This window comes from Exiguobacterium alkaliphilum 12/1, assembly GCF_000714435.1.
Classification (GTDB): domain Bacteria; phylum Bacillota; class Bacilli; order Exiguobacteriales; family Exiguobacteriaceae; genus Exiguobacterium; species Exiguobacterium alkaliphilum.
The window spans coordinates 85,913-104,408 of record NZ_JJMW01000041.1 but is presented as its reverse complement, the minus strand read 5'-3'; the positions used below and the strand labels follow the sequence as shown (position 1 = coordinate 104,408).

Below are 18,496 nucleotides of genomic sequence, written 5' to 3'. Positions count from 1 at the left end.
AGAATGTATGAGGAGGATGAATATGAAACAATGGTGGAAAGAAGCGGTCGTCTATCAAATTTATCCGCGCAGCTTTAACGATTCGAACGGTGACGGGATTGGGGACATCCCGGGCATCACCGAGAAGATGTCTTACTTGGCGGAGCTCGGCATCGACGTCATCTGGCTCTCACCGGTGTACGACTCGCCGAACGACGACAATGGGTATGACATTCGCGACTATCGCGCCATCATGGAAGAGTTCGGGACGATGGCAGACTTTGATGCGATGTTAGAAGAAGCGCACCGTCATGGCATCAAAATCATGATGGACCTCGTCGTCAACCACTCGTCGGACGAACATCATTGGTTCATGGAGTCTCGCTCGTCAAAAGACAATCCGTATCGTGACTACTACATTTGGAAGAAAGGCAAGGACGGACAGCCTCCGACGAACTGGGGTGCGTTCTTTGGCGGCAGTGCCTGGAAGTATGATGAGGCGACGGATGAGTACTATTTGCATCTATTCAGTAAGAAACAACCGGACCTCAACTGGGAATCGGAGACGCTTCGTCGTGAAGTGTACGACTTGATGACGTATTGGCTCGATAAAGGGGTCGACGGGTTCCGGATGGACGTGATCAACATGATTTCGAAAGACCAGAGCTATCCGGACGGGGAGACGCGGGGCACGGGTTACGGCGACGGGACACCGTTCTTCTTTAACGGGCCACGCATTCATGAGTTCATGCAGGAGATGAACCAGGAAGTGTTGTCGAAGTACGACACGATCACGGTCGGCGAGATGCCGGGCGTCAGCGTCGAGGAAGCGAAACTTTATACCGGAGAAGACCGGAACGAGTTGAACATGGTTTTCCATTTTGAGCACGTTGACGTCGGCAACGGGAGCTTCGGGAAGTGGAACCCGACCGATTGGAAGCTGACGGATTTGAAGACGATTTTCTCCCGTTGGCAAGAAGGGCTCGACGAAGAAGGCTGGAACAGCCTCTATTGGAGCAACCATGACCAACCGCGTGCCATCTCCCGTTTCGGGAACGATTCGGCAGAATATCGCGTGCGGTCTGGGAAGATGCTCGCGACGCTCTTACACATGTTGAAAGGGACGCCGTATATCTATCAAGGGGAAGAGTTCGGGATGACGAACGTCGCCTTCGATGCGATTGACAAGTATCGGGACATCGAGACGCTCAACGCCTATCGCGATTACACGTCGAACGGACTGCTCACGCATGAAGAGATTTTTCGCGGCATCCACGAGCGTGGACGCGACAACTCCCGGACGCCGGTCCAATGGTCGGCTGAGGCGCAAGGAGGGTTCACGACGGGGACGCCTTGGATTGACGTCAACCCGAACTACGTCGACATCAATGCGGAAGCGGCCCGGAAAGACCCGGACTCGCTCTTCCACTACTATCGCCAGTTGATTCAGCTCCGGAAACAGAACCCGGTCGTCGTCTACGGGAAGTATGAACTGCTCTTACCAGACGACGAGGCGGTATATGCGTTCACGCGGACGTACGAAGGTGAGACATGGCTCGTCCTGTGTAACTTCTCGGATGAGGAGCAAGTGCGGGAACTCCCGTTTGAAGTGAACGAACGCGTCATCGGAAACATGGAACCCGTGTCCCCGTTCACGCTTCGCCCGTACGAGGCACAAGTGTATAAAGTGTGACAAAAAACTCGCCTTTAGAGGCGAGTTTTTTTGATGCTGCTACGTATCGCGCGTTCTTTCGGGAATAGGATACTATGATCTGACCGAAAGGGGGAAACGAGATGAAGACATTGATCACCTATTCAAGCCGCTACGGGACGAGCGAAAAGGTCGCACGTCTATTGGCGGACCGATTACCGGGGGACGTCCACGTTCAGGATGTGGTCGAACGTCCTGACGTAGACTGGGCGGGCGTGGATCACGTCATCGTCGGCAGCTCAATCCGAATGGGGAAAATCCAAGACGAGATGACCGCGTGGCTTCACATCAACGAGTCGGAACTGTTGAAACGCCCGCTCGGACTCTATTTGTGTGCCGGCACCCCGACCGCCGCGGAACGCAAACGGGAACTTGAAGCGGCTTATCGGGACGCGTTACGGGCGCATGCCTATTTCGTCGAAGTCGTGGGCAGCGGGTATGACTTTGAACGCATGGGCTTCCTCGACAAGGCGATCGTCCGGATGATGGCGAAACAAACAGTAAGTTCGCTCAATTTGGACGAAGCGATGCTCGACGAGCTCGTCGAATCGGCTCAAGCGTCGCTCCGCACCCGTTCTGAGAATCCGTAAGCGAACACGTCGTGGGCGTCGAGTGGACTTTGGGAGGAGATGAGTGCATCTCCTCCTTTTTGTTCGCCCTCGATTCGATGAAGCGAGACCGTCGAAAGCCGTCCTCCGATTTTAATGGCGATCGGAGCCGAGTGACGGCAGGACACGTCTTCAATCGAGACACGGTCCGTATGGTTCGCCCCGCCGAACAGTTCGATGTCGGCACGGGCCGATGTGAATCCGCTCGCCGTGATCCGCTTCAAACGCACGTTACGCGATTTGTATTGAATCGCGAGTGCCGGTTGGGCCTCGTAGTCGTAGGCCGTGTCTCCGAGGGCGGTGAACCCGTTGATGAACACATCTTGATAAGCGGAGATGACGAGACTGCGAGGCGAGGACTTTTCGTATAAGCCGGACCGGACGGGTTCAATGGAGACGAGGTTCGTCCCGGAGAGGAACCGGGCCGTCTTCGAGTCCGGGTCGTCCGCCAAATGGTGGCCGATGTGGCGGAAGTTATACGAACGGTTGTCGTGATACGACACGTGCCCGAAAATGTGGACGTCATGGGCGGCCGAGGACGTGGCGTGCGCCTTCACCTCGATCCCGCCGAAACAGCCTTCGGTCAAATTATTGACGAGGACGACGTGACGTGAGCCATCATCGACCTCAATCCCGTTCGAATTCGAAAAACCGGCCGTGTGCGTTCGACCGTGCGGGTGGTGGCAATAACAGTTCGTGATATAGATGGCGTCGCTGTGATGGGTCGTGATCCCATCGTCCCCGTAATGGGTCGCCTCGCATCGGTCGAGCCAAACGTAACGGCTCCCGTTCGCCGCCCGTAGGCCGTCCCCGAGATAGTGGTAGTGGGGCGCCGTGATGTCGAACGCGTGCAAGCCGGCATTCTTCGCCGTCACATGGTGAATCCAGCCGAACGTGACGTGGGCGAACGTCAACGCACTCGACGCCGTATCGCCGCTCGACGTCCGTTCGACGTCGCCGAGGCGATCGACGTTCCAATCGAGCGTGAGATGGGCGACTTCGATATGGTGGTTGCCACGGAACGGGGTCGCATTCAGGAGTAGACGTCGATGTTTCGGGGCCCCGTCGGCGAGCTTAATCACGGTCTTGTCCTGTCCGGCCCCTACGAGTACGCAGTTCGATGGCATTCGAATCCCTCGGACGACGTACGTCCCGGCTGGTACGTGGACGCGCCGATTTGAACGAAGGGCGAGCCGGAAGGCGAGCGTGCAGTCGGTCCTCCCGTCCCCGACGGCCCCGTACTCGGTCACATCGACTTGGTGTGTCGTTGCTTGTGTCAGATTCAAATATTCCGCGTCCAGTCGTCTCATCCAAACGGGACGCACCATATCGTCTGCCACTTCGAGGGGAAGGGCGTTCGTCACCGGTACGATTCGTTCGGTCAATGGAAGACGTGACGGTTCGGTATGATGTTGATGCGGATAGGACTCGCGGCGAGTCGCTTCATGCCAAGCGAGCGTATCCGTCCATAAAGATTCCTCCGCATAAGCAGAGTTGGCGCGAATCGTGGCGTGGGGATTCGATCGATTAATGGCCTCCATGGTCTGTCTCCTCCTCGTGATGACTTCCCTCTGACTGTACCCGATTTCGAAGTATTTTTAGCAAACCGAAGTATTTAGTAGACAGAAGCATTTGTCCGTGGTATATTACATATGTGCTTAATTAAGAATAGCTGGAAACATAATTCACAAACGCTTTGGATTATTTTTCGTTTTAAGATAATCCCAGAGGTTTGTGCTTTTTTTTGGTCAGTTTTTTCTAGTAAGGCACTACTATAACGCTCAGCGTTTATTTCAGGAGGGTTCATTATGAACACAGGTAAAGTAAAATGGTTTAACTCAGAAAAAGGTTACGGCTTCATCGAAATGGAAGGCGGAGACGACGTATTCGTACACTTCTCAGCAATCCAAGGCGACGGCTTCAAGACACTTGAAGAAGGCCAAGCAGTAACTTTCGAAATCACTGACGGAGCTCGTGGACCACAAGCTTCTAACGTTGAAAAAATCTAATCTTCCTTAACTTTAAGGAATTTTACAACCTGTCCGCATCTGCGGGCAGGTTTTTTTGTGTTTAATCGCGTGCCTCCGGGGAAGAGTATACGAGTGACAATCACAAGGAGGGTATTCGAAATGGATGCATTGCAAACGGCAAAAGATATTTTGAATCACAGCAACGTAGGGACGATGGCGACTGTCTATAAAGGAAAGCCGCATAGCCGCTACATGACATTTTTCCACGATGAATTGACGCTCTATACCGCGACCTCGAAAGACACAGATAAAGTCGACGAGTTGAAAAACAATCCGTATACACATATTTTAATCGGTTACGATGGCGACGGTGTCGGCGATACGTATTTAGAGATTTTAGGGGAGACGACCGTGTCGGACGACGAGTCGATGAAAGAAAAAGTGTGGAACGAGAAGCTCGAAGGTTGGTTCGACGGTCCGGATGATCCGAAACTCGTCATCTTGAAAGTGACGCCACAATCGATGCGGGTCATGAATAAGAAAGGGCAACCACCGCAAGAAGTTCAGTTATAAAGGTCGATGTGACGTCCATACGGGCGTCTTTTTAGGTGGAATTTCCAAAAAGTGACTGACTTGTGACACACATATGGACGAACGGTGAACGATTGTCATAACATATGTGAAAAACTGAACATGAGTGGTATGTTGTGAATGTAATCACATATAAGTCATCATTCCACATAACAAGGAGGAATTATCATGTTCACAAAGTTTTGGCAAAACCACAACATCGCGACCGGCATCTTGACCGTACTTCGGATTTGGCTCGGTTATCACTGGCTCACGGCCGGGTGGGGAAAAATCACAGGCGACTTCGCATCTGGTGGCTATCTTCAAAACGCAGCGTCGCTCGCGACGGGCGACCATCCGGCGGTGGCCGGTTGGTGGGCCGCCTTCCTCGAAGGCTTCGCGATTCCGAACGCAGCGTTGTTTGACATCTTGATCCCGTATGGTGAGTTTTTGGTCGGTCTTGGCCTCTTGCTCGGAGCGTTGACTCGTAGCGCCGCTTTCTTCGGTCTCGTCATGAACATGGCGTTCTTGCTCTCAGGTACGGTCAGCACGAACCCGACGATGCTCATCGTTTCGGTCCTTATCCTCGTCGCCGGTTACAACGCTGGGAAAATCGGGATCGACGGGTTGTTCCTTCGCAAGTTCGTTGAAACGAAAGTCGTGCATCGTTCACCAAATCGTCAAATAGCGTGACGACTTTCTGACATTCTCCTGTGACAAACCGTTCGTTGTTCGGCTACGATGAACATAGCATGGATTGCAAAGGAGAACAGAAATGAACGCTACACAGTTTAAATGGCTCGGATATACGGAAGGCATGTCGTTCTTATTGTTATTGTTTATCGCGATGCCGCTCAAGTATTTAGCGGGTATGCCGCTCGCCGTCAGCATCGTCGGTGCGGCGCACGGATTCTTGTTCGTCGCGTACGTCGCGGCTGCCGTCTACATGGCGTGGCGCTTCCGCTGGAGTTTCAAAGTGCTCGTCCTCGCGGTCATGGCGTCGGTCATCCCGTTCGGACCGTTCCTACTCGAAAAACGAATTTTACCTTCAACAGAGAAGACATCGAACTGAGCGGTTCGATGTCTTTTGGCGTTCATGCACTTTCCGCGTCTGCTGACACAGCTGCTTTTTCGGCAGCGATGTCGTGACGGATCCGATACATCGCAAGCAGCGTGATCGATAGCAGGCAGACCATGCAGACTGTATAGAGGAAAGCGACCGATACCCATTCACTCAAGGCGCCGAACAAGATGAAACCGAGCGGCGTGATGCCCATCGCGAGTGATTCGAGCACACCGATGACCCGACCGAGATAACGTGGTTCCGTATTCGTCTGCAAACTCGAATCGCGACAAGTTGCTGTCTTACTACGACCAGGCCATTTCAATATTTGAGCGGCTTGGTGAAAAAAGTGAGCTGGTGATGGCGCTGATTGGGAAAGCGTATTATTACATCCTGTGGAATCAATTTGAAGAAGCGAGTGCGCACATTGAACAGGTAGAGTTATTGGATATTCGAAATATGTCATCAAAAACACATATGGAGTATTCGATGCTGCTCGTCATGAAAGAAATGACGTATGATGGGAATCTAACAGGAGCCATTCATCACTTGGACAGTGCGTTAAGACATATGCATCAAACACGAACGTATTATCGTGCAGACGATGTTTATCGAACGATTGCACTTTGCTCGTTGTATCTTAAAGACGAGCAGCGGGTACTCGAAGCGTTTGCGAAAACGAGACAGTATATTCAGTTCACGGATGAGCACGTGGCGAGAGTACGCCTTGCATTATCAGAGGCGCTATATGCAATTCATTATCGGCGTCTAGAGCAGCTAGAGAATCACATTCAAGAGATGGAACGATTATTAGCGGATGATTACACGTTTGTCGCTGCGATTGAAATGTCTAAAGGGGTCTATCATGCGATGAAAGGGAATAAAGAATATGGAGATGCGGCATTTGATTCTTTATGGAATGGTATGGACGGTTGGAAGTCGCATAGCTTAATCGATCAGGCCGTCTATTTCGAAGGGGTATTAATAGGAGCTAGCTATGGATGTGGAATGAACTTAGTACCTTCTATACAGGAAGCTGTCGAAAAGTTCCCGCAAGGATTTTATCGAACCCATTTGACCGGCCTGTTACAACAAATCAAGGGCTGATGACTCAGCCCTTGAACGTTTGAATGAGTGTTCCTTTCCCATCCTCGACTTGAATCGAGGCGTGCGCGCCATTGACGAGCGTCAGTTGTGGCGGCACGTGCCCGCAGTCGATGTCATAGATGACGGGTACGTCGAGCATGTCTTGAAGCTCGGCGTAGACGTCTTCAGCCGTATACCCTTGAGCGGGCTGTTGCGCTTCACTGCGACCAAACAAAATCCCACTCGTGTGATTGAACCAACCGGCCCACTTCATTTGAAGGAGGGTCCGTTTGAGTGCAGGGACGTCGAACTCAGCGTTCTCAAAGTACCAAAGAATCGGCTCCCCGTTCAAATGCTCGCGTTGGAACGTGTGGATGTCGCCGTATGGCGTGCCGATTGTATGCAACAAGACGTCGATGCAACCGCCGAGCAGTCGCCCTGTCGCCTCGGTGCCACCCATCGCTTTCCATTCGGTCGTCTCGGTCAAATGATAGATGTGCGGAGTCGGGTTCCCGTGTTGCCATTCCTTTTGATAATGCTCCGAAGCGCGTTGAATGACGGTCTCGCCTTCTTTTGCCGAGACGACATCGAGCCAGCGTGAACTCGTCTCGTCCCACTCCTCGCCGCGAAGGTCGACGAGGTTCGTCCCATGCGCTGAGGCGATGCCGGTTTTTAACGTATAGACGAATAGAAATAAGCTGACGTCGGAATAACCGAGCATCCATTTCGCCGGTAGCGCGTCCCAAGCGATACGGTCTAGAATTTCAATCAATAGCGTCCCGCCCCACGGCGGGATAATCAAATCGATCGTCTCGTCTTGAAACAACGACGTCAGCTCACTCGCGCGGACGTCGGCAGGCGCCGACTTGGCGTTTGACTGCGTCCAACTCGACGGCTGGAAGCGTAACGTGAAACCATGACGGTTGAACGTCTTCTCCGCTTCATGGAGTAGATGGTGAAGTTCGGTCGGGATGCCGGATGAGGGCGCCGTGACACCGACCGTTCTGCCGGTCAGTTGGGGATAACGAATCATAAAGGCCTCCTGTGGATAAGTAGTGGAATGAAGTGTAGAATCGGATTATCCACATGTGGACAAGTCACTTTTGACGCATATGCTCCGCATGACGGATGCCCCACGCGTTCATCGTCTCGAGCACCGGGATGAGCGTCCGTCCGTATTCGCTTAATCGATAGTCGACGCGCGGCGGCACTTCCGGATAGACGGTCCGGATGATGATGTCGTGCTCTTCTAAATCACGGAGTTGGGCCGTCAGGATTTTTTGACTGATGTTCGGAAGCGCGCGTTTCAGTTCACTGAACCGGAGTGTGCCTCCGTTAATGAGGGCGAGTAAAATCGACGGCTTCCATTTGCCCGTAATCAGTTCGAGCGCCGTATCGACTTCACAACTTGAGATTTTCGTCACAACGTTCTCTCCTTCATAGTATCCTTTACGTAACTATACCACCTTTTTGTGCCGTCTTCTGTCGATTTCACTTAGCGGGTATACTCAAAAGAGAGGTGAAGAACATGAAACTAACAAATATCAAATTAGGTGCTATCACGTTGCGCGTCAGCGACTTGAACACGATGCAAGCTTTTTATAAAGAAATCATCGGGATGGACGTTCTCGACACGAGAGACGGGTACGTGACGCTCGGCACGGAAATGACGCCGCTCGTCATCTTGCATGAAGTGAAAGACGCGCGACCAAATCGTCAAGCGGCTGGCCTGTTCCATTTCGCCATCCTTCTACCGGACCGAATCGAGCTCGGCCGAGTGCTCCATCATTTAATCAGTCGTCACATCGAGGTCGGGCAAGGGGACCATTTGGTGAGCGAGGCGTTCTATTTGAGCGATCCAGAAGGGAACGGCATCGAACTGTACGCCGACCGTCCCCGGGATCAATGGTCGTATGAACCGAACGGGCACGTGAAGATGTCGACGGATCCTGTCGACTATCAATCGATGCTCGAAGCGGCGGCCGATCGCCCGTTCACGGGACTGCCGTCCGGGACGACGATGGGCCACGTGCATTTCAAAGTTCGTTCTCTCGAGACGGCGCGTTCATTTTATGCGGATCGCCTCGGTTTCACGGTGACGACGGACTCTTATCCGGGTGCCTTATTCTTGGCGGCCGACGGCTATCATCATCATGTCGGCACGAACGTTTGGGCGCGACCGAGCATGCCGATGGGCGAAGAGGCCGGCATCGAGGCGTGGACACTGCTCGTCGATGCGGCGACGAACGAAGCGCTCGGTGGGACGACGAGCGAATGGTCGCTCACCGATTCAGACGGCATTACGGTCAATATAAAAAGCGTGGACTGATGTCCGCGCTTTTTAACGTGCTGTCATTTTTTTCTGGCCTGAATCGAACGAGAGGCGAAGCCCGCGTTTTTTATACGCTTGCTCGACTCGTTTTGGGTTGATGCTAAGCTCGAGATGAGCGAGCTTCAAATGTTCAAGCTGTGGCACCGTGACATCGAGACGGACGAGCTCCATGTTGCGCTCGGCTTTCTTACGGGTGCGTCTCAAGTTACGGGGCACTTCCTCTGACGTCAGTGCCGCGATCGTTTCGTTGATTTGTTGTCGTTTGTCGCCTTTGACGCTCAGTGCCGTATACAATTTTTCGAGCGAACCGAATCGCTTAATCAATTTTACCGACTGGCTCTCGTCAAGTCCGGCCACAGGAGGAATCCCGTCAGAACGGTCTCCTGTCAACGCCTTGACGGCTGAGAGTTGTTTCGGCTTCAAGCCTTCATAGAGTGCTGCAATCTCCTCAGGGCGAATCTCGAGATGTCGCTTGAGCGGGAGCGGGCGGTTGTCTTTAATGTCGCAACGCGCCTGCATCTGTTGCAGTTCTTGAGTTTGAAGCCAAACCGTGATGCGTGGGCTCACGAGCTGAAGCAAATCTTTATCCTTCGTCATGATGACGACAGGTGCGCTACAGCTGAACTTCCGCGCGATGTGGGCGATCAAATCTTCTCCTTCATAGCCTTCGACTTGATATTGCGGGATGCCGCTCTCTTCAAGGAGTTGGCGCATGAGTTCCATTTGAGCCTTCAATTCGGGCGGTGTTTGGCGACGGCGGCGTTTATAACCGGGATAAAGTTCCCGACGCCACAATGTTTCACGTGATACGTCCCAAACGACGACAAAATGGGTCGGACGATGTCTGCGTAGAATCGTCCGGATGAGGCCGGTCATTCCGATGACGGCGCTCCGATCGTTTTTTGATACCTCGCGTCCTTTTTTCGTTCGGCTCGCGGCGGCACCATAGTAGGCACTGGCCAGCATGGAGTTACCGTCAATTAAAAATAGTTTACGTTCCATGCGTAACCTTCTTTCTGTAGTTGTTGGACCGAGCAATCGTGAATAACTCGGTGATGTTGTGTCAATGAGTGGCGTGCACTCAAATAAGCAACATATGTGCAGTATAGCACGACAGGACATGAAAATATAGCGACAGTTCTGAGCGCATAAGAAAAGCCTTCCCGACGTGGAGTGGGAAGGCAAGTGGAAGCGTCAATCGATTTCAGCTTGAATCTCGTCTCTGTGGGCGAGAATCAAGTCGACGAAGACGATGCGGTGGTTATCGACTTCACGGACGATTAATTCGTGATCACCGGGCAGGACGAAGCGTTCGCCGGCTCGGGCGTTCGCTTTTTGTGACAAGACGAACCCGCCGACCGTGTCGACGTCGTCTTCAATCTCGATCCCGAACCGTTCCTCGACTTCCTGTGTGAGGACGAGGCCGGACAGGCGATAGTGCCCCGGGGTGACTTCCGTGATTTCGGCCTGTTCGTCGCGGTCGAACTCGTCACGAATCTCGCCGACGATTTCTTCTAAGATGTCCTCAATCGTGAGTAGGCCGGCCGTGCCGCCGTATTCATCGATGACGAGACACATCATCGTCCGTGCGTTTTGCATCTTCACCATCGCTTCTTGGAGCGGGGTGAACTCGGTCACGAGCGGCAGTTGATGGATGAACGTCGCGAACGGGGCATCACTGTTCGCGAGTTGGGCCGTGAACAACTGCTTCGCGTTCACAAAGCCGAGCACGTCGTCCCGGTCGCCGTCGCGTGTGACCGGATAGCGCGTATATTGGTGCTCTTGGACGGTGGCGATAATCGAGTCCATCGAATCTTCCTCGTCAATCGTGACCATGTTCATGCGCGGCACCATCGCGTCTTTCGCGACGCGCTCGTCGAACGAGAAGATGTTTTGCACGTAGGCGAGCTCGTTCTCGTTAATCTCCCCGCTCTTGAAGCTCTCCGTCATGATAATCTTCAGTTCTTCCTCGGAATGCGCCGTCTCTTGAGCGGTCGTCTGGACACCGAACAAGCGAAGCGTGAGCCGGGCCAAACTGTTCAACACACGGATGAACGGATACATAATCTTCGTGAACCAGTAAAGCGGACGTGCGACGAGGAGCGTCAACTTCTCGGCCTCGTGAACAGCGAGCGTCTTCGGGACGAGTTCACCGATAACTACATGTAAGAAGGCGATCAACAAGAAGGCGATTAAAAATGACAAGAACGTCGAAGTGGTCGCTGAGACGTTGAAGACGTTGACGAGCGGTTCCATCATCCCTTCGATTTGATCGGCGCCGATCCACCCAAGGCCGAGCGCGGACAAGGTGATGCCGAACTGAGACGCGGAAAGGGAATCATCGAGATTCTCAATCACTTTTTTTGCGACGATGGCGCGCTTGTTTCCTTCAAGAACGAGTTGGTCGAGTCGTGCGCCCCGCACTTTGACGATTGAAAATTCGGCAGCGACAAAGAACGCGGTCAAGAAGATGAGCAAGGCAACGATGATTAAACTGAGTAACGTGGGACTGTCCAAAAATTCCCCCAAAAATCGGGGAGTCACCTCCATTGAAGTAAGATTGTACGTCTTTCAGGCAATTCCTGAAAACGAGTAGTTTGTTTCAGTATAGTGGATTTACTTTAAATATTCAAAATCAAGGTCGGGAGGTTTCGACAAGAGGGGAATGAGGGAACTACAAAGCGAGAAGCTGAAGGAGGGAACAGTATGGCAAACTATCCAGAGTTAAAAGGGAAAGTCGCGGTCATCACGGGGAGTTCGAAAGGGATTGGGCGTGCCGTCGCCGAGCGCTATGCGAAAGAAGGCGTCCATGTCGTCTTGAACTATCGGAGTAGCGAAGACGAGATGAACGAAGTTATTCGTGGCATCGAGGCGAGTGGCGGGAAAGCGGTCGCGGTAAAAGGGGACGTCGCGGAAGAAGGGCTCGCCGAGAAGATGATCGAGAAAGCTGTCTCTGAGTTTGGGAAGATGGATATCTTCGTCAACAACGCCGGTGTCCAAGTCGAAGCGAAGACGCACGAGATGGAGCTCGACAATTGGAAGAAGATTATCGATACGAACTTGACGGGCACGTTCCTCGGTGTGCGTGCCGCGTTGAAATATTTCGTCGAACACGAGATTCAAGGAAATATCATCAACATGTCGTCGGTGCATGAAGTCATCCCCCGCCCAGGTTATACGCACTATGCGGCGAGTAAGGGTGGCGTCAAGATGTTCACAAAATCGGTCGCGCTCGAATACGCACCGAACAAGATTCGCGTGAACGCCATCGCACCAGGTGCGATCGATACACCTATCAACGAAGAGACGATGCAAGACCCGGAAGAGAAGAAAGGGCTCGAGGCGCTCATCCCGACGCATGAGATTGGTCGTCCGGAACAAATTTCGGCGGTCGCCGCATGGCTCGCGTCAGACGAGTCATCCTACGTGACTGGTACGACGATTTTCGCCGACGGTGGCCTTTCGCTTTATCCGTCGTTTGGCCCTGAAAACAAAGTCCAATGAAAAAGAGGGGTTCGCGCAATGCGGACCCCTTCTCTTTTGTTAACTACTCATCTTATCTTCGGCTACATATTTCGGTAAGGTGATGGTGAAGGTCGATCCATCCCCGACACTTGAATCGACATGAATCGATCCGCCATGACCTTCCGCAATCTCTTTACAGATTGCAAGACCGAGACCGGTGCCGCCGATTTTACGGCTGGCCGAGTTGTCGACACGATAGAATTTATCGAACAGTTTGGAAATCGCCGATTCAGGTATCCCGATGCCTTTGTCTTGAACCGAAATCTCAATCGTGTCCGCTTGATCATGCGTGACGCAGACGGCAACCTTCCCCCCGTCCGGCGAATATTTAATCGCGTTGTGCAGCAAGTTCGTGAACAGTTGACTCAACCGATTCCGGTCCCCATAAACGAGAAGATTCGTATCACATTCGAGCGTGAGCGCGTGGTGTTGGCTCGCGCCTTGATGTAGCGCAATCGTTTCGGACAAAATGTCATGCAGGCGTTCGGGTTGGTACTCGTACGCCTGTTGACCAGACTCCATACGCTGGACGTCGAGCAGATTCGAAATCAAGTCCTCGAGGCGAAGCGTCTCTTGATGAATCATCCCTAAATACTGATCGACGCGATCTGGCTGTAAGCTCCGATAGCGCAACAGTTCCGTGAAGCCGATGATGCTCGTGAGCGGTGTCCGCAACTCGTGGGACACCGTCGAGACGAGCTCGGTCTTCAGACGGTCGACTTCGGTCTCTTGTGTCACGTCACGGAAGACGAGCATCGTGCCGTGTCGCGTGCCCCGTAAATGAATCTTCTCGGCATACATTTGAATGAAGCGTGCTTCTTGGTTCATCGAGAACGTCACGCTCTCTTCCATGCCCTCACCCTCGAACGCATGGCGCATGAACGAGAAGAACGCGTTTTTTTGGTCGACTTGAAGTCCGAGCGCTTCTAAATCGGCGTCGAGTCGATATAAGTCCATCTCATTTCGTTTTGTGATGGCTTGATTGAACATGACGAATAGCGCCTGGTTCGCCATCTTCTCGTTCGTCGTATGTTCGACATAAATGACGGCATCACGAATCGAGTGAAGCAGACGGGCCGTCTTTTCACGTTCCTCTTCGACTTGATGACGCTGCATCGCGAGCGAAGAGGCCATTTGACGAAACGAGTCGGTCAATTGGCCGACCTCATTTCGAGACGAGGCCCACTGCATCGGCACGATTTGTTCATCCGCGAGTCGACCGCTGTTGACGATCAAGTCTTGGAGCTGACCGGTCAACCGCTGAACGTACGGACGGGCGGCGATGAAGAGGACGAGGAGGACGGCGAGGAGGGATAACAACCAGAGCACTTGCGCCCACTTCGTATGTGTCGCAAGTTGCTCACGAAGCATGTTCTCCTCATCGTTCAATGAGTTTCGATATTCCGTGAACACGGACTCCATGTCGACGATGCTCGCGCTCATATCCGCGGCGCTCTTCGAATTGATTTTAAACTTCCGGTCTGCCGGTGGTTCCGCTTGCGGCGTCACCTTGCCGAGTGTCGGCATCTGCAAAAACGGCTCGGTGACCGTACCGGTACGTTTCGCTACGACATAGCGCTCTAGGCTCGGCATGACACGTTCCTGATATGCCGAGAAGAGCGTCCGAGCGTCGCTCGCATACACTTTCTCTTTTTCAGTGACCGCGTTCGCTTCAAACCACGCGGTCTGCGTCTCAATCAACGCTTGTTTATCTTTGACGCGGGTGAGCATCTCCTCGTCACCGAGGATGACGTAGCCGCGCATCTCATATTGCATGGACTGCCACGTCTCGAATAACTCAGTCGCATTCGTTCTGCGTTCGCTGACATTCTCGAGCGAGGTCGTCGTCTGTTCAATTCGATTTTCCGTATAGACGTACACGGCAAGTGAGGTAAGGAGGATCAGTCCGATGAATAAATAGAAGACGAATAAAAACTGTCTTCCGATCCGCTGGTCAATCCATGCTTTCATAATAGACCGTTCCTTCCTGGAACTACGTGCATTCCATCTGTGACAAAATCCTGTCTGGTTCGTTCCTTCATTGTACAGATTTCAACCAGCCGTTGCCACCAATCAAGAAATTCTCGGAAGTTCACTATTATTCATTGACCAATAGTGAACGATGGGCTATTGTTTAATATATAGTAGAGGAGGCGGGATGATGAATCCTCAATTTAAGAAGGGCGTGCTCAACTTATGTGTGCTCGCGCTCGTCGAACAAGGCGACCGTTACGGCTATGAGCTCGTCCAAGCCATTTCGGCGAAAGTATCCATCTCGGAAGGTGCGGTCTATCCGCTCCTTCGGCGGCTAACGTCCGAAGGCTACTTCACGACGTACTTGAAAGAGTCGGCTGAAGGACCGCCGCGAAAGTATTACACGATCACGGACCAAGGGAAGATGCATTTAGAGGCGTTACGAAACGAGTGGGAATTGTTCACAACAGGCGTTAACGAATTGATTAAAGGGGGAGACGACGTATGACAGAAGAACAGTATTTGGGAGAGCTCGAACGATTACTTGCCGGGGTGAGCGTCATCGAACGAGTCGATATGTTGCGTGACGTGTCCGAGTACTTTGCGAACGGACGGGCAGACGGGAAGACGGACGCAGCGATGATTGAGGAGCTTGGGCGGCCAGAGACGTTAGCCGGTGAGCTGCTTGGGTCGACTGAGTCCTCTTCTGAAGTCAGTCGTAAAGAGCCGACCGTCGTCAAAAGTCAGAACGTGGCGTTCCATAACGTCTCCATCGACGTCCTGCAAGCACACGTCCGCGTCGTTCCGTCGCATGACGGTTTTGCCTACGCCACGCTCGAGACGGAACGGGACCACGGGGTGACGATGAATATCGTCGGGGACACCTTGGAAATCCGAATCGAGTCCGAGCGTCGTTTCGGTCTATCGAATTTGTTTGCCTGGGCGGTGACGAAGGCCCCGGTGCTCCATATCGAGCTGCCGCGTCATGCGTATGAACAAGTCGTCTTGAAGAATCGTCACGGCTCGTGCGACGTGCGAAACCTAGATGCGGCATCGGTCGAAGTCGAGAGCGAGAACGGTAGCATCACGGTGCACACGGTGAATGCGAAGCGTGGCTCTTTCCGTTCCTCGAACGGGAAAGTCAGTCTCACGGCGATGAGCGGTCAGGCGTTACATGCCCATTCCTCGAACGGACGCGTGGAAGTCGCTGCCTCGAACGTCGATCGATTAGAGGTCCATTCCTCGAACGGGCGTCTCGATATCCACGACGTAAAAGGAGCGGTCGAGGCGAAGACCTCGAACGGACGCATCGACTATGCGATGGATGTGTTCGAGCACCCGGTCCGCCTGAAGACGAATAATGGGCGCATCGATGTTCGGTTGAAACGTGAGCCGCGTGACGCCGTCATCCGTGCGAAAACGAACAACGGCAAAGTCGAGCTGTTCGGCGATCGGGCGAATGAGCGGACGTATGGGGATGGGACGGTTGAACTTAGACTGACGAGCTCGAACGGAAGCATTACCGTTGAACAAGCATGAAAAAGACTCGCGCGTGAGCCCTTCACGCGCGAGTCTTGCTATTTATAAATCGTGCACGAGCACATAGGCGACACGGACCGGACCGTGTACCCCGACAATCAAGTTCATCTCGATATCGGCCGAGTTCGATGGGCCGGAGATAAAGTTGACGCCTTTCGGTGACGCGAGGTCTCCGTCCTTGTCTAATGCACTGAGCTGCTTGGCGGTTTGTGTCATCCGAGGGACAAGGACCGATTTCGGGATAATGGCGATATGGTCGTGCGGCAACAGACTTATCGTCCGTGATTTTCCCGGTTTTGCGTATTGGACGATTGTCGCGCTCTCGGCGAACGCCGCGTCGGCGATTGTGATGCCGATATCGGCTTTGACGGCCAACGCCCGACTCTCATCCGGACGCGTGGCGTCCCACCAGTCGAACGATGCGCTCGTTTTTGGCGCCCACGACTTGATGCGCTCGTCATGCTCGGCGATGATTGCCTGTCCCCCGTACTGCTCAATCAAAAGGCGAAGTGTCTCGTCGAGATGAGCCGACTCGCATTCGATGACGTCTGTGTGGATACGTGTCGCAACCATCCGAAACGTCTCGAGGAGCTCCTCTTCAGACGCGTCCTTCAACACGTCATCTTGCGGACGGTGCTTGTACACACGTTTGGGCGGGGTCAAGTCGATGTCGCGTCCGAGTTGGTTGGCGATGCGTTTCAAAAAGTCTTCACGGTTCGTGATTGTACCTGGATTCACTCTGCATTCCCCCGTTTCTTGAACCAGTCCCGTACGGTCTGTTTACTCGGTTGCGGCAAGTCTTTCGAGTCCGTCCATGCCGGTAGCCCTTTCTCGATTTGTCCCGCCTTCGTGAACGGAGACGTGGCGAACGGTGCCATCTGCTCGGCCGCGCCGAACAAAAGCGGGCTCGAGGACGTGACGGCGAAGCCTTTCATGGCAATCCGTTCGACGAACGGCGACTGCTTCTTCTCTTCGACGATGACGCGGCGATGCTCAATCAACAGTTCGTGGAGCGGGATCTTGACCGGACACGCTTCCGTACAAGCACCGCATAAGCTCGATGCGTAAGGCAGTTCCTTATAATTCTCGTATCCGTCAAGGAGCGGGGCGAGCACAGCGCCGATTGGACCGGAATAAATCGAGCCGTAGGCGTGGCCGCCGATATGACGATACACCGGACAGACATTGATGCAAGACGCACAGCGGATACATTGCAGCACCGATTGGAATTGGGTACCGAGAATCCCGGAGCGCTTGTTGTCGACGATGACGAGATGGAATTCTTCAGGACCATCGACCTCGCCGACAGCCCTTGTCCCGGCGAACGTCGTGATGTATGAGGTGAGTCGTTGCCCGACGGCGCTTCGGCAGAGCATGTTGACGAGCACTTCGAACTCTTCGTACGACGGCACGAGCCGCTCCATCCCCATGACAGAGATGACCGTGTCCGGAAGGGACGTGACCATCCGTCCGTTTCCTTCATTCGTGACGAGCCCGACGGCACCGCTCTCGGCGATGGCGAAGTTACAGCCGGTGATGCCGACTTCCGCTTTCAAAAAATCTTTCCGTAGCTCCCGACGAGCATAACGACCGAGCTCGGTCGGGTCATTTGTCCCCTCGTACCCGTTCGCGGTGAACGTCTTATGGACGGCGTTCCGGTCTTTATGAAGTGCCGGGGCGATGATGTGCGACGGCGGATCGTTATCGAGTTGAAGAATCCATTCCCCGAGGTCTGACTCGACGACCGTACACCCTTCTTCTTTTAACGCCTCGTTCAGGCCGATTTCTTCTGTCACCATCGACTTGGCTTTGACGATATGTTTCGCGTCCTTCGACCGGACGACTTCCCGGATATACCGGTTCGCTTCTGCCGGCGTCTCGGCGAAGAAGACGTGGCCGCCGCGTTTTGAGATGTTTTCGCTCAATTGATACAAATAGTAGTCGAGGTGTTCGAGTACGTGCTGACGAATCTCTTCCGAATGGTCACGGAACGCTTCCCAGTCGCCTAGTTCCTCAGCCGCGTACAGCCTGACGCCACGAAGACGGTCTTGGGCCGAACTGACGGCTTCCCGCATGAACGGGTTGTCAATCCCGTCTTTGCGACGCGCTTGAAACTTCTCATCTAATCGAATCCCCATG

Annotated in this window: 20 protein-coding genes; 11 read left to right on the top strand and 9 right to left on the bottom strand. The window is 53.4% G+C overall.

The window, feature by feature from the left end; all coding sequences use genetic code 11:
* The first annotated feature begins 22 nt into the window (after positions 1-22).
* Both RT52_RS09065 and RT52_RS09060 read left to right on the top strand, forming a co-directional pair.
* Complete coding sequence (locus tag RT52_RS09065; protein ID WP_034816829.1) at positions 23-1,672, top strand: glycoside hydrolase family 13 protein; 1,650 nt, start codon at positions 23-25, stop codon at positions 1,670-1,672.
* A gap of 101 nt (positions 1,673-1,773) precedes the next feature.
* Positions 1,774-2,280, top strand: coding sequence for a flavodoxin domain-containing protein (locus RT52_RS09060; RefSeq protein WP_034816827.1), 507 nt, complete (start codon positions 1,774-1,776; stop codon positions 2,278-2,280).
* On the opposite strand, the gene RT52_RS09055 is transcribed toward RT52_RS09060, so the two are convergent.
* The gene (locus RT52_RS09055; RefSeq protein WP_034816825.1) at positions 2,244-3,839 is read right to left on the bottom strand and encodes a glycoside hydrolase family 55 protein; all 1,596 of its coding nucleotides are present in this window, start codon (positions 3,837-3,839) and stop codon (positions 2,244-2,246) included. The genes RT52_RS09060 and RT52_RS09055 overlap by 37 nt on opposite strands.
* A 267-nt stretch (positions 3,840-4,106) precedes the next feature.
* Between RT52_RS09055 and RT52_RS09050 the strand changes: the two genes are divergently transcribed.
* From RT52_RS09050 to RT52_RS09035, 4 genes are all read left to right on the top strand, one after another.
* On the top strand, positions 4,107-4,307 hold the full coding sequence (locus RT52_RS09050; protein ID WP_016507985.1) for a cold-shock protein: 201 nt from the start codon (positions 4,107-4,109) through the stop codon (positions 4,305-4,307).
* Positions 4,308-4,427: 120 nt separating this feature from the next.
* Positions 4,428-4,841: a pyridoxamine 5'-phosphate oxidase family protein gene (locus RT52_RS09045; protein WP_034805259.1), complete on the top strand. Its 414-nt coding sequence runs from the start codon at positions 4,428-4,430 to the stop codon at positions 4,839-4,841.
* 186 nt (positions 4,842-5,027) lie between these two features.
* On the top strand, positions 5,028-5,531 hold the full coding sequence (locus tag RT52_RS09040; RefSeq protein ID WP_034816823.1) for a DoxX family membrane protein: 504 nt from the start codon (positions 5,028-5,030) through the stop codon (positions 5,529-5,531).
* A gap of 82 nt (positions 5,532-5,613) precedes the next feature.
* Complete coding sequence (locus RT52_RS09035; RefSeq protein WP_034816822.1) at positions 5,614-5,910, top strand: DUF3817 domain-containing protein; 297 nt, start codon at positions 5,614-5,616, stop codon at positions 5,908-5,910.
* Positions 5,911-5,932: 22 nt separating this feature from the next.
* Here RT52_RS09035 and RT52_RS09030 read toward each other — a convergent pair whose 3' ends face one another.
* Positions 5,933-6,178, bottom strand: coding sequence for a hypothetical protein (locus tag RT52_RS09030; protein ID WP_051690322.1), 246 nt, complete (start codon positions 6,176-6,178; stop codon positions 5,933-5,935).
* A gap of 17 nt (positions 6,179-6,195) precedes the next feature.
* Here RT52_RS09030 and RT52_RS09025 point away from each other — a divergent pair, with 17 nt between their 5' ends.
* Entirely contained in the window at positions 6,196-7,008 is an 813-nt protein-coding gene (locus tag RT52_RS09025; protein WP_162174542.1) for a hypothetical protein, read from the top strand.
* A gap of 4 nt (positions 7,009-7,012) precedes the next feature.
* Here the strand turns inward: RT52_RS09025 and RT52_RS09020 are convergent, their stop codons facing one another.
* Entirely contained in the window at positions 7,013-8,020 is a 1,008-nt protein-coding gene (locus tag RT52_RS09020) for a S66 family peptidase (protein ID WP_034816817.1), read from the bottom strand.
* Positions 8,021-8,084: 64 nt separating this feature from the next.
* Positions 8,085-8,411, bottom strand: coding sequence for a winged helix-turn-helix transcriptional regulator (locus RT52_RS09015; protein ID WP_034805242.1), 327 nt, complete (start codon positions 8,409-8,411; stop codon positions 8,085-8,087).
* Between the two features lie 104 nt (positions 8,412-8,515).
* On the opposite strand from RT52_RS09015, the gene RT52_RS09010 reads away from it, so the two are divergent.
* The gene (locus RT52_RS09010) at positions 8,516-9,316 is read left to right on the top strand and encodes a VOC family protein (RefSeq protein ID WP_034816815.1); all 801 of its coding nucleotides are present in this window, start codon (positions 8,516-8,518) and stop codon (positions 9,314-9,316) included.
* A 12-nt stretch (positions 9,317-9,328) separates the two neighbouring features.
* On the opposite strand, the gene RT52_RS09005 is transcribed toward RT52_RS09010, so the two are convergent.
* Together RT52_RS09005 and RT52_RS09000 are read right to left on the bottom strand one after the other, a co-directional pair.
* Positions 9,329-10,321, bottom strand: coding sequence for a 5'-3' exonuclease (locus RT52_RS09005; RefSeq protein WP_034805239.1), 993 nt, complete (start codon positions 10,319-10,321; stop codon positions 9,329-9,331).
* 192 nt (positions 10,322-10,513) lie between these two features.
* Positions 10,514-11,836 (bottom strand): hemolysin family protein, encoded by a 1,323-nt coding sequence (locus RT52_RS09000; RefSeq protein WP_034816814.1) that lies wholly within the window; start codon positions 11,834-11,836, stop codon positions 10,514-10,516.
* Between the two features lie 189 nt (positions 11,837-12,025).
* On the opposite strand from RT52_RS09000, the gene RT52_RS08995 reads away from it, so the two are divergent.
* On the top strand, positions 12,026-12,823 hold the full coding sequence (locus RT52_RS08995) for a glucose 1-dehydrogenase (protein ID WP_034816812.1): 798 nt from the start codon (positions 12,026-12,028) through the stop codon (positions 12,821-12,823).
* A 39-nt stretch (positions 12,824-12,862) separates the two neighbouring features.
* On the opposite strand, the gene RT52_RS08990 is transcribed toward RT52_RS08995, so the two are convergent.
* Positions 12,863-14,815, bottom strand: a complete 1,953-nt coding sequence (locus tag RT52_RS08990; protein ID WP_034816810.1) for an ATP-binding protein — start codon at positions 14,813-14,815, stop codon at positions 12,863-12,865.
* A gap of 190 nt (positions 14,816-15,005) precedes the next feature.
* Here RT52_RS08990 and RT52_RS08985 point away from each other — a divergent pair, with 190 nt between their 5' ends.
* Positions 15,006-15,326, top strand: a complete 321-nt coding sequence (locus RT52_RS08985) for a PadR family transcriptional regulator (protein WP_034805234.1) — start codon at positions 15,006-15,008, stop codon at positions 15,324-15,326.
* On the top strand, positions 15,323-16,357 hold the full coding sequence (locus tag RT52_RS08980; RefSeq protein ID WP_034805232.1) for a DUF4097 family beta strand repeat-containing protein: 1,035 nt from the start codon (positions 15,323-15,325) through the stop codon (positions 16,355-16,357). Before RT52_RS08985 ends, RT52_RS08980 begins: the two co-directional genes overlap by 4 nt.
* Before the next feature lie 42 nt (positions 16,358-16,399).
* On the opposite strand, the gene RT52_RS08975 is transcribed toward RT52_RS08980, so the two are convergent.
* Complete coding sequence (locus RT52_RS08975) at positions 16,400-17,095, bottom strand: LutC/YkgG family protein (protein WP_034816808.1); 696 nt, start codon at positions 17,093-17,095, stop codon at positions 16,400-16,402.
* On the bottom strand, positions 17,092-18,495 hold the full coding sequence (locus RT52_RS08970) for a LutB/LldF family L-lactate oxidation iron-sulfur protein (protein WP_156028802.1): 1,404 nt from the start codon (positions 18,493-18,495) through the stop codon (positions 17,092-17,094). The genes RT52_RS08975 and RT52_RS08970 overlap by 4 nt, the downstream gene beginning before the upstream one ends.
* Position 18,496: the final 1 nt, after the last annotated feature.

Coding starts and splice junctions, on each gene's coding strand:
- RT52_RS09020 (WP_034816817.1), bottom strand. CDS start 8,020: ATGATTCGTTATCCCCAACTGACCGGCAGAACGGTCGGTGTCACGGCG.
- RT52_RS09040 (WP_034816823.1), top strand. CDS start 5,028: ATGTTCACAAAGTTTTGGCAAAACCACAACATCGCGACCGGCATCTTG.
- RT52_RS09055 (WP_034816825.1), bottom strand. CDS start 3,839: ATGGAGGCCATTAATCGATCGAATCCCCACGCCACGATTCGCGCCAAC.
- RT52_RS09060 (WP_034816827.1), top strand. CDS start 1,774: ATGAAGACATTGATCACCTATTCAAGCCGCTACGGGACGAGCGAAAAG.
- RT52_RS08985 (WP_034805234.1), top strand. CDS start 15,006: ATGAATCCTCAATTTAAGAAGGGCGTGCTCAACTTATGTGTGCTCGCG.
- RT52_RS09065 (WP_034816829.1), top strand. CDS start 23: ATGAAACAATGGTGGAAAGAAGCGGTCGTCTATCAAATTTATCCGCGC.
- RT52_RS09045 (WP_034805259.1), top strand. CDS start 4,428: ATGGATGCATTGCAAACGGCAAAAGATATTTTGAATCACAGCAACGTA.
- RT52_RS09050 (WP_016507985.1), top strand. CDS start 4,107: ATGAACACAGGTAAAGTAAAATGGTTTAACTCAGAAAAAGGTTACGGC.
- RT52_RS09010 (WP_034816815.1), top strand. CDS start 8,516: ATGAAACTAACAAATATCAAATTAGGTGCTATCACGTTGCGCGTCAGC.
- RT52_RS09005 (WP_034805239.1), bottom strand. CDS start 10,321: ATGGAACGTAAACTATTTTTAATTGACGGTAACTCCATGCTGGCCAGT.
- RT52_RS09035 (WP_034816822.1), top strand. CDS start 5,614: ATGAACGCTACACAGTTTAAATGGCTCGGATATACGGAAGGCATGTCG.
- RT52_RS08980 (WP_034805232.1), top strand. CDS start 15,323: ATGACAGAAGAACAGTATTTGGGAGAGCTCGAACGATTACTTGCCGGG.
- RT52_RS08970 (WP_156028802.1), bottom strand. CDS start 18,495: ATGGGGATTCGATTAGATGAGAAGTTTCAAGCGCGTCGCAAAGACGGG.
- RT52_RS08995 (WP_034816812.1), top strand. CDS start 12,026: ATGGCAAACTATCCAGAGTTAAAAGGGAAAGTCGCGGTCATCACGGGG.
- RT52_RS08990 (WP_034816810.1), bottom strand. CDS start 14,815: ATGAAAGCATGGATTGACCAGCGGATCGGAAGACAGTTTTTATTCGTC.